General features: G+C 70.0%; 14 protein-coding genes and 2 pseudogenes. 3 read left to right on the top strand and 13 right to left on the bottom strand.

Translation table 11 applies throughout. The annotated features are described in order from the left end of the window. On the top strand, positions 1 to 1,190 hold a 1,190-nt coding region (locus tag K338_RS0112125), incomplete at its 5' end, for an IS4 family transposase (protein ID WP_027286769.1). Between the two features lie 328 nt (positions 1,191 to 1,518). On the opposite strand, the gene K338_RS0112115 is transcribed toward K338_RS0112125, so the two are convergent. Further along, on the bottom strand, positions 1,519 to 2,001 hold the full coding sequence (locus tag K338_RS0112115) for a CarD family transcriptional regulator (protein ID WP_022918439.1): 483 nt from the start codon (positions 1,999 to 2,001) through the stop codon (positions 1,519 to 1,521). 252 nt (positions 2,002 to 2,253) lie between these two features. Here K338_RS0112115 and K338_RS22370 point away from each other — a divergent pair, with 252 nt between their 5' ends. After that, positions 2,254 to 2,733 (top strand): hypothetical protein, encoded by a 480-nt coding sequence (locus K338_RS22370; RefSeq protein ID WP_022918438.1) that lies wholly within the window; start codon positions 2,254 to 2,256, stop codon positions 2,731 to 2,733. A gap of 82 nt (positions 2,734 to 2,815) precedes the next feature. Here the strand turns inward: K338_RS22370 and K338_RS0112105 are convergent, their stop codons facing one another. Together K338_RS0112105 and K338_RS22365 are read right to left on the bottom strand one after the other, a co-directional pair. Further along, positions 2,816 to 3,502: a response regulator transcription factor gene (locus K338_RS0112105; protein ID WP_022918437.1), complete on the bottom strand. Its 687-nt coding sequence runs from the start codon at positions 3,500 to 3,502 to the stop codon at positions 2,816 to 2,818. After that, on the bottom strand, positions 3,499 to 4,719 hold the full coding sequence (locus tag K338_RS22365; RefSeq protein WP_051154801.1) for a sensor histidine kinase: 1,221 nt from the start codon (positions 4,717 to 4,719) through the stop codon (positions 3,499 to 3,501). The genes K338_RS0112105 and K338_RS22365 overlap by 4 nt, the downstream gene beginning before the upstream one ends. Before the next feature lie 151 nt (positions 4,720 to 4,870). Between K338_RS22365 and phoU the strand changes: the two genes are divergently transcribed. Next, positions 4,871 to 5,527 (top strand): phosphate signaling complex protein PhoU, encoded by a 657-nt coding sequence (gene phoU / locus K338_RS0112095; protein ID WP_022918435.1) that lies wholly within the window; start codon positions 4,871 to 4,873, stop codon positions 5,525 to 5,527. A gap of 204 nt (positions 5,528 to 5,731) precedes the next feature. Here phoU and K338_RS0112090 read toward each other — a convergent pair whose 3' ends face one another. From K338_RS0112090 to K338_RS0112050, 10 genes and pseudogenes are all read right to left on the bottom strand, one after another. After that, entirely contained in the window at positions 5,732 to 6,469 is a 738-nt protein-coding gene (locus tag K338_RS0112090) for a phosphoglyceromutase (protein WP_027286768.1), read from the bottom strand. Between the two features lie 142 nt (positions 6,470 to 6,611). Next, the gene (locus tag K338_RS22360) at positions 6,612 to 7,625 is read right to left on the bottom strand and encodes a lactonase family protein (protein ID WP_022918433.1); all 1,014 of its coding nucleotides are present in this window, start codon (positions 7,623 to 7,625) and stop codon (positions 6,612 to 6,614) included. A gap of 90 nt (positions 7,626 to 7,715) precedes the next feature. After that, positions 7,716 to 8,042, bottom strand: coding sequence for a histone-like nucleoid-structuring protein Lsr2 (locus K338_RS0112080; protein ID WP_022918432.1), 327 nt, complete (start codon positions 8,040 to 8,042; stop codon positions 7,716 to 7,718). Between the two features lie 94 nt (positions 8,043 to 8,136). Further along, positions 8,137 to 8,310 carry a hypothetical protein gene (locus K338_RS25585; protein ID WP_022918431.1) on the bottom strand — a complete coding sequence of 58 codons (174 nt, stop codon included), beginning with the start codon at positions 8,308 to 8,310 and terminating at the stop codon, positions 8,137 to 8,139. Beyond that, positions 8,310 to 9,863: a lysine--tRNA ligase gene (gene lysS / locus K338_RS0112070; protein ID WP_022918430.1), complete on the bottom strand. Its 1,554-nt coding sequence runs from the start codon at positions 9,861 to 9,863 to the stop codon at positions 8,310 to 8,312. The genes K338_RS25585 and lysS overlap by 1 nt, the downstream gene beginning before the upstream one ends. Before the next feature lie 35 nt (positions 9,864 to 9,898). Next, positions 9,899 to 10,330 (bottom strand): aspartate 1-decarboxylase, encoded by a 432-nt coding sequence (panD, locus tag K338_RS22355; protein ID WP_022918429.1) that lies wholly within the window; start codon positions 10,328 to 10,330, stop codon positions 9,899 to 9,901. Next, positions 10,327 to 11,265: pseudogene (gene panC / locus K338_RS25850) on the bottom strand (pantoate--beta-alanine ligase); the annotation flags it as partial. The pseudogene panC and the gene panD, both read right to left, overlap by 4 nt. 144 nt (positions 11,266 to 11,409) lie before the next feature. Beyond that, positions 11,410 to 12,315 (bottom strand): annotated as a pseudogene (locus K338_RS25845) (Rossmann-like and DUF2520 domain-containing protein); the annotation flags it as partial. A gap of 45 nt (positions 12,316 to 12,360) precedes the next feature. Continuing rightward, positions 12,361 to 13,956 (bottom strand): PH domain-containing protein, encoded by a 1,596-nt coding sequence (locus K338_RS22345; RefSeq protein ID WP_051154792.1) that lies wholly within the window; start codon positions 13,954 to 13,956, stop codon positions 12,361 to 12,363. A 119-nt stretch (positions 13,957 to 14,075) separates the two neighbouring features. After that, positions 14,076 to 14,564, bottom strand: coding sequence for a PH domain-containing protein (locus tag K338_RS0112050; protein ID WP_022918426.1), 489 nt, complete (start codon positions 14,562 to 14,564; stop codon positions 14,076 to 14,078).

Genomic DNA, 14,564 nt, shown 5'->3' with positions numbered 1-14,564 from the left:
GTGCCTTGTTCGCTGAGCAGGGGTGGCAGCAGGTCTGGGGGCGGTTGAGCAGCGGGTTGTCCGTGCTGGTGCCGAGACCGGCGAAGTCCTCGATCGTGCAGGCGATGCGGCGGGTGGGGCCCGGGCCGTTGCGTGAGTTGTTCACGCTGCTCGCTGGCTCCGCGGCCACCCACGCCGAGGATTCGGTGAGGTTCGCGGGCCGCCTGGTGGTAGCGATCGACGGCACCCAGATCCCGGTCGCGGACACCGAGGCGAATCAGGTGGCCTTCCCCAAACCCCGCGGCGGCCCGAACGGGGAAGCCGGCTACCCGTTCCTGCGCTTGGTCGCGTTGCTGGCCTGCGGGACCAGGACCGTCATCGAGGCCGTGTTCGGGTCCGACCGGGTCGGTGAGCTCGGCTATGCCCGGCAGCTGACCGGTGCATTGCGCCCTGGGATGCTGCTGCTCGGGGATCGGAACTTCGCCACCTACCAGGTCTTCAGCGACGTTCATGACGGCGCGGGCGCCGATTTCCTCATCCGGGCCAAGACCGGGAACGGGGCAATGGCTCTGGTGCCGCAGGAACGGCTTCCCGACGGCTCCTACCTCGCCCAAGCACGAGGCGTGAGCGTTCGAGTGATCAACGCCCAGATCGCCATCATCACCGAGTCCGGGACCCGCACTGGCAACTACCGGCTGATCACCACGCTGCTGGATCCCGAGCAAGCACCGGCACAGGCACTGCTCCGGCTCTATCACGAACGCTGGGAGATCGAGACGGCCTACTGCGAGCTGAAGTCCACGATCCTTGCCGGCCGGGTGCTGCGCGGCAAGCACCCGGCCGCCGTCACCCAAGAGGTCTGGGCACTGCTGGCCGCCTACCAGGTGCTGCGCATCGCGATCAGCGACACCGCTCTGGCCCGTCCAGACCTCGATCCTGACCGGCTCTCGTTCACCACCGCACTGCGGACAGCACGCGATCAGATCATCCAAGCCGCGGGCACCATCACCGGCACCACGATCGATCTCATCGGGCGCATCGGCGCCGCCCTCCTGGACGAGGTCATGCCAGCACGCCGGACCCGCACCCGGCAGCGAGTCATCAAACGCGCGATCTCGAAATACCGCGCCAAAGGCCGAGACACCATCGACCGACGAACCTATCCAGCGACACTCCACACGAAGATCTTGACGACCGGACCCGACGGCTAACCGAACGGCGTTGGGCCTAGATCGGCTCGATCAGATCGTCACGAGGCACGATCAGCGCCGTGGCGATGGCCGCCAGCCCCTCGTCGCGACCGGTGCAGCCGAGCATGTCGGTGGTGGTGGCCGAGATGGTGACCTGGGCGCCGGCCGCCTGGCTGAGCAGCCGCTGCGCCTCCTCCCGGCGGGCCCGAGACGCGGCCGGTTGCCGATCACCCGGATCGCGATGTTGCGCAGCACCCTCTCAGGCAGGTCGGCACCTGGACGTGCTGCGCTGCCACCAGCGGTGCGCACGGCGACCACCGCCGTCATGACCGCAGGACTGTCTGCGGGTTCAGGACGCGAGGACCTCGTCGAGGCGCGCTTCGGCCTGCTCTTCCTCGGTCTTCTCGGCCAGGGCGAGCTCGGAGACCAAGATCTGCCGGGCTCGGGCCAGCATCCGCTTCTCGCCGGCGGACAGGCCACGGTCGGCGTCCCGGCGGGACAGGTCGCGCACGACCTCAGCCACCTTGATGACGTCACCGGAGGCGATCTTCTCCACGTTCGCCTTGTAGCGGCGGGACCAGTTCGTCGGCTCTTCGGTATAGGGCGCTCGCAGCACCTCGAACACCTCTTCGAGACCTTCTTTGCCCACGACGTCGCGGACACCGACGAGGTCGACGTTCTCGGCGGGGACCTCGATGGTCAGGTCACCCTGTGCCACCTTGAGCCGGAGGTAGAGCTTCTCCTCCCCTCGAATGATCCTTTTCGAGATCTCCTCGATGAGAGCTGCACCGTGGTGCGGGTAGACGACGGTCTCGCCGACTGTGAAGGTCATGTGCTCGCACTCCCCTTTCGCGGCCTCTACTTTACCACGGCCATCGACCGCCCCAGCCGCCGGGTTCCTTGCATTTGCACGGTTCATCCGATACGGCACCGCGCCCGAGTCGGCTCGCGCTCGGGTCGACGATGTGCAGGTGAGGTGAAGGCGGTCCCGTACAGCGGCACGTCGGGCTGACGACAGGCACTAAGGTGGAGCCGGCAGGCGAGCACTCCGCCCGCCCAGGTCTGAATCCGAAAGGAGAGCCCCGTGGCTCGCAGTTCCCGCCGTCTCGCGGCCGCTCTGTTGCTCACCGGTGTGACGGCCCTGGGAGTGGGCGCGTGCAGCCCGATCACCACGATGCAGGCCTACGCCCCCAGCGATGGGGTGCGCGCCGAGCTGGGAACGCAGCTGAGGGTGGAGAACCTGCTCGTCCTCACCTCCGCCGAGGGTGCTGAGGGCACAGTGCTCGGTGCTCTGGTGAACGAGAGCACCAGTGCTGCCGACGTCACGCTCGCGATCGACGGTGTCAGTGGTGGTCAGCAGCTCGAGGTGCCCGCTGGTGGGACGTTGCTGCTCGGGCCGGAGCACCACGAGGTGGCCCTCTCCACTGTGCCGGCGGCGCCGGGGGCCACCGTTCCGGTGCAGGTCTCCACGTCGCAGTCCGGGTCGGTCACCCTGGACGTGCCGGTGCTGGACGGGACGCTGCCGTACTACGAGGACAAGGTCCCCACGACTCCGGGCGAGTAGCCGGCGCGCGGCTGGTGCACGTGCCGCCCGGGACGGTCGGGTGAGCAGGGCCGGTCGCCGGGCGAACCGCAGAACGCTTCGATCAGTCCGGGGCGACCATCTTGTACCCCAGTCCGCGCACGGTGACCAGCACCGTCGGTCGGACCGGATCCTCCTCGATCTTGGCGCGCAGCCGCTTCACGTGCACGTCCAGGGTCTTGGTGTCCCCGACATAGTCGGAACCCCAGATCCGGTCGATCAGCTGTCCGCGGGTGAGCACCCGGTCGGGGTTGCGCAAGAACATCTCGAGCAGCTCGAACTCCCGCAGCGGCAGCGCCACGTCCGCACCGTCTACGTGCACCTCGTGCCGGTCGACATCCATCCGGATCCGCCCGACGGTGAGCACGGTCGGGTCCTCGTCCACCGGGTCCACCCGCCGGCGCAGCACCGCGCGGATCCGGGCGAGCAGCTCCCGGAACGAGTACGGTTTGGTGACGTAGTCGTCGGCACCGATCTCCAGGCCGACGACCTTGTCGATCTCGCTGTCCTTGGCGGTGAGCATGATCACCGGTACCGAGGAGGTCCGGCGCAGCTCGCGGCACACCTCCACCCCGGACATCCCCGGCAGCATCAGGTCCAGCAGCACCAGGTCCGGTTCGGCGCGCTCGAACTCCACCAGGGCCTGGGCCCCGTCGGCGACCGCCCGGACCTCGAACCCTTCCCGGGTGAGCTGGTAGGTGAGGGGGTCGGAGTAGGACTCTTCGTCCTCGACGAGCAGGATGCGGGTCACTGGTCCTCTCTTTCGGTGTTGGTCGGTGCCGAGTGCTGGGCACCGGTGGGGGCGGGACCGCCTTCGGTCGGTACCGGCGCCGCGTCCACATCGGCCACCGGGATGCGCAGGGTGAAGGTGGAGCCACGGCCCGGGGCAGACCACAGCCGCACCTCGCCGCCGTGGTTGGCGGCCACGTGCTTGACGATGCTCAGGCCCAGCCCGGTGCCGCCGGTCGCGCGGGAGCGGGCGGCGTCCACCCGGTAGAAGCGCTCGAACACACGCTTCTGCTGCTCCGGGGTCAGCCCCACGCCCTGGTCCACGACCGCGATCTCGGCGATGTCGGCGGTGGTGCGCACGCCGATGCTCACCTGGGTGTCCTCCGGGGAGTACCGCAGCGCGTTGTCCAGCAGGTTGCGCAGTGCGGTGACCAGCAAGGAGTGGTCACCGAGCACGTGCAGGTCCGTGCGCCCGCCGACGGCGATGCTCACCTGGCGTGCGTCCGCTTCCACCCGTACCCGGTCCACTGCCTCGTCGATGACCTCGCCCAGGGCAACGTCCACGAAGTCGACCTCGCTCTCTGGCGCCTGCAGCCGGGACAGCTCGATGATCTCCTGTACGAGTGCCGACAGCCGGGAGGTCTCCCGCTGCATGCTGGCGGCGAAGTGCCGTACCGCCTCGGGATCCTCGGCAGCGTCTGCGGCGGTCTCCGCGAGCAGGGCGATCGCCCCTACCGGGGTCTTCAGCTCGTGCGAGACGTTCGCGACGAAGTCGCGCCGCACCTCCTCCACCCGACGCTCGGCGGTGCGGTCCTCGGCGAGCACGAGGACCCGGCCTCCGCTCATCGGTGTCACCCGCAGGTCGAAGGCGAGCCGGTCCGAACCCGGCACGCTGGAGCGGGGCACGAGCATCTGCTCCTCAGCACTGGTGCCGGTGCGGCGGACCCGGGCGACAAGCTCGGACAGTGCCGGGTGGGTGAGCTGTCCGGCACGGACCAAGCCGGCACCGTAGGCGTCCGCGCTAGCGCGCAGCACCTCGTCGTCCGGCCCGAGCAGCACCGAGGTCGACCGGAGTGCCGACAGCAGCGCCGCCACCTCCTCCGAGACCGCTGTCGGCGGGGAGTCGGTGGCGCCCTCCTGCCGCTGCTCCGCCTCGGAGAACCGGAACGCGAAGGCCGCACTGACGCCGACGAACAGGCCCAGCAGCCCGACCCCGACGATCACCCAGATGTCCTCCACACCGGTCACACTAGCGCCGGGGCTCGCCCGCTCTCGCGCCGGTCCGGAACCGACAGCCGATGTTCACCTGAGCGTCCGTCGTTGTTCACACAGGCGTGAGATGGTCGCAGTGCGGCACCACCCGGTGTCCGAGGAGAGGACGGATCAGAGAATGCGGGCGATCTTCGAGCAGGAGCTCAGCCAGGTCGGCGAGGGGCTGCTGCAGATGGCGAAGCAGGTGCAGAAGGGGGTGCGGGAGGCGTCCACCTCGCTCGCCACTGCAGACCTGCACCTGGCGGAACAGGTGATCGCCGCCGACGACGCGATCGACGCCATCGAGCGCGACCTGGACGAGCGTTGCATCACGCTGCTGGCCCGGCAGCAGCCGGTCGCCACCGACCTGCGGGTGATCGTCTCCGGCCTGCGGATCAGTGCCTCGATCGAGCGGATGGGTGACCTGGCGCGGCACATCGCCCAGGTGACCCGGTTGCGGTACCCGGCACAGGTGCTGCCGGAGCAGGCGGCGCCGGTGTTCGCCGAGCTCGCCGAGGCTGCCGACACTGTGGCCGGAAACGTGGTGCGGCTGCTGGAGACCCATGACGTGGCGCTGGCCGCCCAGGTGGAGGCCGATGACGACGTGCTGGACGCCCTGCACCAGCGCACGTTCACCACCACGTTGGCCGAGGACTGGGCCGGCAGCGTTCCGCAGACCGTGGACGTCACCCTGCTCGCCCGCTTCTACGAGCGCTTCGGCGACCACGCCGTGTCCGTGGCCCAGCGGATCGCCTACCTGGTGACCGGAGACCTGGAGCCCGACACCGCGGACTGACCCTCCGCCGTCGACGGCGAGACCACACCGGCCCCGGCACCCCGGCAGCGCCGACCACCCGCCCAGCGGGGTCGATACTTCCTGCGCCCGGGCGACACCCGGGAGCACGACTCCGCGCAGCAGGTATCGCCTGAGTCGATTCACATCGGAGGAGGGGCGGGTGGGGCGAGCGGGGGTGGGTGCGGCAGTCGACAGCGGGCGGGGTCAGCGGCCCTGGTTGGCCACTGCTGCGATCGCGTCCTTGGCGGCTTCCGGGTCGAGGTAGCGCCCACCGGGGAGCGTGGGCTTGAGCTCGGAGTCCAGGTCGTAGACCAGCGGGATGCCGGTGGGCACGTTCAGCCCGGCGATCGTGGCGTCGTCGATGCCGTCCAGGTGCTTGATGATGGCGCGCAGCGAGTTGCCGTGCGCGGCCACGAGCACCACCTTGCCGGCGCGCAGGTCGGGCACCACCTCGCCTTCCCAGTACGGCAGGGCACGGGCCAGCACGTCCTTGAGGCACTCGGTCGCCGGGATCGGCTCACCGGCGTAGCGCGGGTCGGCGTCCTGGGAGAACTCGCTGCCCGGCTCGATCGCCGGCGGCGGCACGTCGTAGGAGCGCCGCCAGGTCATGAACTGCTCCTCGCCGAACTCCTCGCGGATCTGCTTCTTGTCCTTACCCTGCAGCGCACCGTAGTGCCGCTCGTTCAGCCGCCAGGACCGCTTGACGTCGATCCAGTGCCGGTCGGCGGCGTCCAGCGCGAGGTTCGCCGTGGTGATCGCCCGGCGCAGCAGCGAGGTGTGCACCACCTCCGGCAGCACACCGGCCTCGGTGAGCAGGTGGCCGCCACGCTCGGCCTCGGCCACCCCCTTCTCCGACAGCGGTACGTCCACCCAGCCGGTGAACAGGTTCTTCGCGTTCCATTCGCTCTCGCCGTGACGGAGCAGTACCAGCGTGTAGGTCATGGTTCCAGTGTGCCGCATCGCAGGGACTGCTCGATGCACGCCCAGCCGCCCATGCTGAATCGGTTCAGGCGATACCTGGCACGTGGAGTCGTGCTCCCCGGTGTCGCCCCGGCGGAGCATGTGTCGAACCGGTGCGCCGGTGTCACATCGGCAGCACGCACATCGGCGCGGGGACCGCGATCCGGTCGGTGATCTCCCCCGCCTGCCCGTCGGAGACCGGGTGCACGGCGACCTGGTCGGCGTTCTCCCCTGCGACCAGCACGGACTCACCGGCCATGGTCAGGTGCCGCGGCCAGGTCGCGGTCGGCACCTCACCGAGCAACCGGGTGCTCGCACCGTCCTCGGCGATCGCCAGCGTGGCCAGGGTGTCTGCGCCGCGCACGCCGACGAACAGCCGGTCACCGGCGCGTTCGATGTGGGAGAGCTGGTGCCGCCCGTCGGCAGTGGAGGCCGCCTCGGTGTGCACCACCTCCCCCTGTCCGGTGCCCTCGTCCCAGTCCACCGTGACGATCTCGCCGCTGAGCTCTCCGGCGACGTAGAGGTGGTTGCCGAGCATCGCCACGTGCCGGGGGCCGGAGCCCGCCGGCAGCGAGGTGAGCACAGGTTCGTCCTCCGGCAGCCCCTCGTCCAGCGGATAGGCCCGCAGCTGGTCGGTACCCAGGTCGGTGACGATCAGCCAGTCTCCTCCCGGGCTGAGCGCGCAGAAGTGCGCGTGCGGACCGTCCTGTCGATCGACCACCGGACCCGAGCCGCTGTGGGTGTAGGTGCGCACGTGCTCACCGACGTCGCCGGCCTCTGTCAGCTCGATCGCACCGAGGACTCCGTCACCGTAGTTCGCGACGTACAGCCACTGTCCCTGCGGGTGCACGAGCAGGTGGCACGGACCATGACCCCCGCTCCCCACTGTGCCGGTGCGACGCAGGGAGCAGTCGGTGCCCACGTCATAGGAGGCCACCCCACCCCGGGTGCCCTCACCGACGGCGTACAGCCGCTCCGCGTGCGGATGCACCGCCAGGAACGTGGGCATCGGCGCCACGGCCATCAGCACAGCCGTGACGTCGCTCCACGGGCTCCCTGCGCCCTTGTAGAACCGCCAGATTCCGCTGGATGAGTCCTGGGCCTTGGTTCCGATCCAGAACTGCCTCACCATGGTCATGGCACCCCACCCTACGATGGAGTGCCATGACCTGGGAGCCGGCTCGAGAAGAGCCGGGGGTGCTGCTCAGCTGAGCGTGCCCCTGGGGCTTCAGTGGGCCTTCGCGTAGGCCTCACGGATCTCGGCAGAGACGCGACCGCGGTCGCTCACCTGGTATCCGTTCTTCTTGGCCCACTCGCGGATCTTCTGCGACTCCGAGGGTCCGCTGCGTGCAGAACCCCGGCGGCCGGCGATCTTTCGACCACCACTGCGCCGTGCCGCGCCGACCCACGGCGCAAATGCGTCCCGTAGCTTACCCGCATTCTTGGCATTCAGATCGATCTCGTAGGTGACGCCATCCAGCGCAAACGTCACCGTCTCTTCGGCGTCCGAACCATCGACATCGTCGATGAGCAGGACGCGAACCTTCTGGGCCATTGCACATTCCTTCGTCGCTGACTTGTCGTGGCGAATACCACGCCGAGAAGCAAGATTGGCACGGCTGTAGGAACTGTGTCAAAACTGTGCAACGTCAGTCCGAATCCTCGGCGCTCTTTGCGTTCTCCCGCACTTGCGCCTCTACTCGGGCCTGCGCGCGCCGTTCTCTGCGGTCTGCGGTGATCATCGCCCGAATAGCGATGATGAAGAGCGTCGCAAGACCCAATGGTGGCGCGAGTGCCACGACGATGTCGGTGAAGCTGGCCATCAGTGCTCCAACGGTTTCACGAGCGGGAACGGGATCGTCTCGCGGATTCCGAGCCCAGTCATTGCCATCAACAACCGGTCGATGCCCATTCCCATTCCACCCGAGGGGGGCATGCCATATTCCATCGCCTGGAGAAACTCCTCGTCCACCTGCATGGCTTCCTCGTCACCGCGCGCCGCGAGCCGGGCCTGCGCCTCGAATCGTTCCCGCTGCACCACCGGGTCCACCAGCTCGGAGTAGGCGGTGGCCAGCTCGAAGCCACGCACGTACAGGTCCCACTTCTCCGCCACGCCCGGGATAGACCGGTGCGCGCGAGTCAGCGGGGAGGTGTCGATCGGGAAATCACGGACAAACGTCGGCGCATACAGGTGATCCCCGACGAAGTGCTCCCACAGCTCTTCGACGACCTTTCCGCTGATGGCGGTCTTCGGGTCGATCGACAGGCCCACCTGATCAGCCAGGGCGAGGAGGCGATCTAGCCCGGTCTCCGGGGTGATTTCCTCCCCACATGCTGCGGACAGGGAGGGATAGAGCTGGATGTCGGCCCATTCTCCGCCGAGGTCATAAGAACTCCCGTCGCCCAGGGTGATGACAGTGGTGCCGAGCGCATCCTGGGCGGCGGTGACCACAAGGTCCCGGGTCAGGGTAGCCATCGTGTTGTAGTCGCCGTAAGCCTCATACGCTTCGAGCATCGCGAATTCCGGCGAATGAGTAGAATCGGCACCTTCGTTGCGGAAGTTCCGGTTGATCTCGAAGACGCGCTCGATTCCGCCGACCACAGCCCGCTTGAGGAACAGCTCGGGCGCGATCCGTAGGTACAGCTCGATGTCAAAGGCATTCATATGGGTGCTGAACGGGCGTGCGGCCGCACCCCCGTGCATGGTCTGCAGCATCGGGGTCTCCAGCTCCACGAAGTCACGGGAGTGGAAGGTCTCCCGCAGGGAGCGCACCACCGCTGCCCGCAGCCGTACCACGTCCCGGGCGCGCTGGCGGGTGATCAGGTCCACGTGCCGGCGCCGCACCCGGTTCTCCTCCGAGGACTCCTTGTGCAGCGCCGGCAGCGGCCGCAGCGACTTGGCGGCCAGCTGCCAGGAGTCGGCGAAGACGGACAGCTCCCCGCGTCGGGAGGCGATCACCCGGCCGTGCACGAACAGGTGGTCCCCCAGGTCCACGTCGGCCTTGAACCGGTCCAGCTCCTCCTGGCCCACCTCGCGCTGGGAGAGCATGTACTGCAGGGTCTGGCCGGCGCCGTCCTGGACGGTGGCGAAGCACAGCTTGCCCGTGTTCCGCAGGTGCACCACGCGGCCGGCCACGCCGACCTCGTCCTGGGTCTCCTCGCCGGGTTCGAGGGCGTCGGCGTAGCTGCTGCGCACCTCGCCGATGGTGTGCGTGACCGGCACCGCCACGGGATAGGGCTCGGTGCCGGCGGCCAGCATCCGCTCCCGCTTGGCCCGGCGCACCCGAACCTGCTCGGGGACGTCCACACCGTCGGCGTGGTCGGCGTCAGACTGGTTCGGGGCGGTCGGTCGGGTGCTCTGGGCGGTCTCGGTCACCCCTCAATCGTACGATCACCGCAGCGCAGGTCGCTTCAGGCGCTGTGCCAGCCGACCGCTGCACTGGCCAGCCCGCTCCCGGTGGGCACGGCGCCCGGGTCGGTACCGAGCTCGCGGATCCGGTTCTCGGCGTCCACGTGCACCACGTGCGGGTCGTAGCTGCGTGCTTCGGCGTCGGACATCAACCCGTAGGCGATGATGATCACCAGGTCGCCGGGGTGCACCAGGTGCGCGGCGGCTCCGTTGATGCACACCTCACCCGAGCCTGCTTCCCCGGCGATGGCATAGGTGGTCAGCCGGGAGCCGTTGGTGATGTCCACGACGTCCACCTGCTGACCCTCGAGCAGGTCGGCGGCGGCGAGCAGGTCGGCGTCGATGGTGATCGAGCCGACGTAGTGCAGGTCGGCCTGCGTCACCGTGGCGCGGTGGATCTTGCCCACCATCATCGGGCGCATCAGGCTGGTCATGACTTCTCTCCCACTGGCTCGCCGGCCTCCGGCCAGCGCACGATCGCATTGTCCAGCAGCCGGGTGCGGCCCACGTGTGCGGCGGTCACGAGCAGCGCGGTGCCGCTGCGGCGCTGTGCTGGTACTGGTTCCATAGTGCCCTCATCGACGAGCTCGAGGTAGTCACAGGTGACCATGCTCACCCCATCCGACCCTGGTACAACGGCGTCGGCGGCCTCGATGTTCCCGTCGAGGCCGGGCGCAGCTGCCACCGCCGGGTCGGCCTCGGCCATCACCGCCCGGGCGGCGGTGCGCACCTGGTCGGCGTCCAGCCCCTGGGCGCCGGCGCGTTCGGCGGCGGCCACGGTACGGGAGAGCACCAGCGCGGCTTCTCGCTCCACGTCGTCGAGGTAGACGTTCCGGCTGGACAGTGCCAGACCGTCCGCCTCGCGCACGGTCGGCACCGCCTCGATGCGCACCGGCAGGTTGGTATCGGCCACCATCCGCCGGACCAGGGCGAGCTGTTGGGCGTCCTTCTGGCCGAACACCGCCACGTCCGGGCCGGTGAGGTGCAGCAGCTTGTTCACCACGGTGAGCATGCCGTCGAAGTGACCTGGGCGCTGCGCCCCCTCCAGCACGGAGCCCATGGTGCCGGCACGCACCCAGACCTGCGGTTCGCCGTCGGGGTACATCTGTGCCGCAGTGGGTGCGAAGACCAGGTCCACCCCTTCTCCGGTGAGGTCGCGCACGTCGGCCTCGAGGGTGCGCGGATAGCGGTCCAGGTCCTCCCCCGCTCCGAACTGCAACGGGTTGACGAAGATGGTCACGACCACGTGGTCGGCCACGGTGCGCGCATGGCGCACCAGGGCGAGGTGCCCGGCGTGCAGGGCACCCATGGTCATCACGACGGCGGTGCTCCCCTGCCAGCTCGAGCGCACCGTGCGTAGCTCGCTGGTGGTGTGCACGACGGCGGGCCTCCCCTCCTCTGCTTCCGCACCGGCCGTAGCGGTCAGGCCAGCACCGGCCTGGTCGCTGCCCGCCGGGGCGGGCAGGGCGGCGCTGGCCGCTGCGTGGGGGTGCGGCGCGGTCGGGCCCGGCTGGGCGGAGCTGGTGAGCACGTCCAGCAGCGCGGCCGCCTGGGTCTCGTGGATCCGCTGCCGGGCCAGTGCACGCTGCACAGTCGCTCGTGCCAGGGCGTGGTAGCTGGTCGGCACGTCCGCGAGCTCGGGGTGGGCGGAGGCGAGCTGGGCCAGCGTCGTGACGTGCTCGGCGACGGTGCCTGCGTCCCCGCGCACGATCGGGCCGGTGAGGTTGGTCTCCCCGCCGCGCAGCGCACCGTCCAGGGCTGCGGTGAGCAGTGGGGTCAGGAGGCTGCCGCCGTCGGGGACGCCGGCGGTCTCGAGCACCCGGATCGCCTGGCTGGTGAGGGTGACCAGGTGGTTCGCGCCGTGAGCGAGGGCGGCATGGTAGAGGCCGCGGCCGGACTCCTCGAGCACCACCGGTTCTCCGCCGATCTCCACGACGAGCGCCTGGGCGATGGGCAGCACCGGCGCGTCAGCGGTGACCGCGAACGGGGCACCGACCAGACGGCCCAGGTCCACGCTGGTCCCGGTGAAGGTCATCGCGGGGTGGATCGCCAGCGGGATAGCACCGCGGGCGCGGGCCGGGGCGAGCACCTGCACGCCGTAGCGCCCGGCGGTGTGCACCAGCAGCTGGCCGGGTTGGAAGGCACCGAGGGTGGCCAGGCCGGCGACCAGCTCGCCGAGCACGTCGTCCGGCACGGTGAGCAGCACCAGCTCGCTACGTTCGACGACCTCGGGAACCTCGAGCACCGGTACCCCGGGCAGCAGCGCATCGGCCCGGTCCCGGGAGTCCTGCGAGGTGGCACTGACACCGACGATCGCGTGACCGGTGGAGCGCAGGGCGTTGGCGAGCACGGCACCGACACGGCCGGCGCCGACGACACCAACTCCGAGGCGGCCTGGGCGGGAAGACACGGGGGCTATTGTGGCGCACTCGACGCACGTCCTGGCAAGGGCCGGGTCGGGTGCCTAGTCGTCCCGTGCCTGCGGGTGCTCCGTCGCCTGCGGCTCCGCCGGTGGTCCTGACCGGGATCCTTCCTCCCGGGAGGCCGGTGCCTCCGGGAGGCCCGGGGAGGGCAGGATGCCGCCGTAGCTCGCCCGGAGCGCGGCCGCATCTGACGGCCCGGCCGCGGCGGCCGGGGGCTGGCTGCTCTCCATCCAGCGTTCCGGACCGGCGCTGTGCCGGGCACGTCGGGCGCGCTCGGTCAGGTCGCGCAGCAGGTCGCGTGCCACGCCCAGGTCGAGGTGGCCGACCCGGGGCATGATCGGGCCGGGTGTGGAGTGCAGGGCGATGTCGGCCAGGTGGAGCCTGCGGGCGAGCGGCCCCTGCTCCATGCCGAGGGACTGCACGCGTTCGTGCGGCACCACGATCAGCGAGCGCCACCAACGGCCGGTGCGCAGCAAGGTGGCGGTGTCGGTGAGCCGATAGCCGTTGCGGCGCCAGATCAGTGGGTCGAGCCACCGGGCACGGCGCGGGGTGGTGACGAACCCCTCGGCGTCTGCGGTACCCACCAGACCGGTGTGCAGCAGGTCCAGCGGGCGGTCGGTGCCCAGGTCGGGCTGGACCAGGTAGAGCAGCTGTGCAGCCTCTGCCTCGGTCGCGACCGGGTAGAGCACCGTACCGGTGGTCTCCTCCGGTCCGTAACCGGCGATGTTCACGCTGATCCGCCACCAGCCCTTGATCCGCCACATCAGCGGCTGGGCGAACCGGACGGCCTGCACCCGGCCCGGGGGAATGGTGCGGGCCTTGGTCTCCAACAGCCCCTGGCGTACCCGGATACCGTCCGGCGAGGTGGCCACCCGGAAGGAGAACTCGCCGGCGAACCGGCCCCACCAGTACGCGGCGGCACCCAGGACCGGGGCACCGACGGCGAACAACGGTCCGATGTTCTGGGTGACGATGACCACCACCAGCAGCCCGAGGAAGAACAGGCTGATCAGGACGATCCCGAAGGACAGCGCGAGCGAGCCGAGCAGCCGGGCAGCAGTGAGCCCGAGCACGGCACGCTCGGGTGCCTCCGGGGCGGCGGGTCCGCCAGGCGCCCCTGCTGCCGCTGCACCCGGACCCGCCCCGGCGGCGGTGGAGGCTGCTACGGGGCCCGCCGGTGCGCGCCCGAGCCGCAGCCCGGCCGCACGCGCGAGCAGGTCGTTGCGCAGCTGCTGCGCAGTCTCTTCCCGCAGGAACTGCAGGGTGAGGTTGGATCCGGCTCCGCCGGCACTCTCGATCTTCAGCGCCGCGAAGCCGGTGATGCGGGCGAGCAGCGGCTGGGTCACGTCCACGGTCTGCATCCGGTCCAGGCGTACGTGCCGCTGCTGACGGAACAGGATGCCCGAGTGCAGGAACACGCTCTCGTCGGAGAGTCCGTACTTGGTCCGTGACCAGGCGAGCGTGGAGAAGCCGAGACCGATCAGCGACCCGACGACGAGCACCCCGAGGATGATGAGCAGGACCTGGGCGACCGGCAGGTCCAGCTGGCCGACGGTGTCGCTGTACTGCCAGACGAAGATCGCGAACAACGCGGCGGCGACCTTCCAGGCATTCAGCACCGGCGTGACCCGGTGCACGCGGTGCCACTGGACCCCATCGGCATCCACAGTGCCCGTGCCCGGACGCGGGGGTGGCGCCCCGGGTGGGGGTGGGGGCGGGTCGGCCGGGTGTTCGCCGGGCCCGGGGTGGGGCGTGCTCACAGGCCGGCCAGCCGTGCTTCACCCTGGGCGGAGAGCTGGTCCCGCAACCGGGCCGCCTCGGCCTCCGGCAGACCGGGGATCGAGGCGTCGGACTGGGCGGAGGCGGTGTGCAGCTGTACGTGGGCGATCCCGCGGGAGCGGGCCACCGGGCCGGCCTGCACCTCCACGTACTGCATCCGCCCGTAGGGCACCACCACCAGCGAGCGGAACATCACCCCCTTGCGGATCAGCAGGTCCTCGTCCAGCTCGACATACCCGATCGCCCGGACCTGGCGGGGCACCAGCCAGAGCACCCACACCAGCAGCAGAGCCACCACCGCGGGCGCGGTCCACACCCAGCCGCCGAAGATGATCGCCAGCACCAGGCCCGCCAGCAGCGGCAGACCGAGCGCGATCACGGCGATCGTCACCCGCACCGGGGCGAGCTTGGGTGAGACAGGCCGCCAGGTGATCCCGTCCAGGTCGAACGCTGCGTCGGAGTCCAT

The sequence above is a fragment of the Ruania albidiflava DSM 18029 genome (assembly GCF_000421225.1).
Taxonomy (GTDB): domain Bacteria; phylum Actinomycetota; class Actinomycetes; order Actinomycetales; family Beutenbergiaceae; genus Ruania; species Ruania albidiflava.
Note: the sequence above shows the minus strand (reverse complement) of the source record. Positions and strands in the feature narration are given on the sequence as shown.

Bases quoted from the DNA above. Each gene is read 5' to 3' on its own strand.
- K338_RS25585 (WP_022918431.1), bottom strand. From the start codon at position 8,310: ATGGCCAGCTTCACCGACATCGTCGTGGCACTCGCGCCACCATTGGGT.
- panD (WP_022918429.1), bottom strand. From the start codon at position 10,330: ATGACCAGCCTGATGCGCCCGATGATGGTGGGCAAGATCCACCGCGCC.
- K338_RS0112050 (WP_022918426.1), bottom strand. From the start codon at position 14,564: ATGGACTCCGACGCAGCGTTCGACCTGGACGGGATCACCTGGCGGCCT.
- K338_RS22360 (WP_022918433.1), bottom strand. From the start codon at position 7,625: ATGACCATGGTGAGGCAGTTCTGGATCGGAACCAAGGCCCAGGACTCA.
- phoU (WP_022918435.1), top strand. From the start codon at position 4,871: ATGCGGGCGATCTTCGAGCAGGAGCTCAGCCAGGTCGGCGAGGGGCTG.
- K338_RS0112080 (WP_022918432.1), bottom strand. From the start codon at position 8,042: ATGGCCCAGAAGGTTCGCGTCCTGCTCATCGACGATGTCGATGGTTCG.
- K338_RS0112090 (WP_027286768.1), bottom strand. From the start codon at position 6,469: ATGACCTACACGCTGGTACTGCTCCGTCACGGCGAGAGCGAATGGAAC.
- K338_RS0112115 (WP_022918439.1), bottom strand. From the start codon at position 2,001: ATGACCTTCACAGTCGGCGAGACCGTCGTCTACCCGCACCACGGTGCA.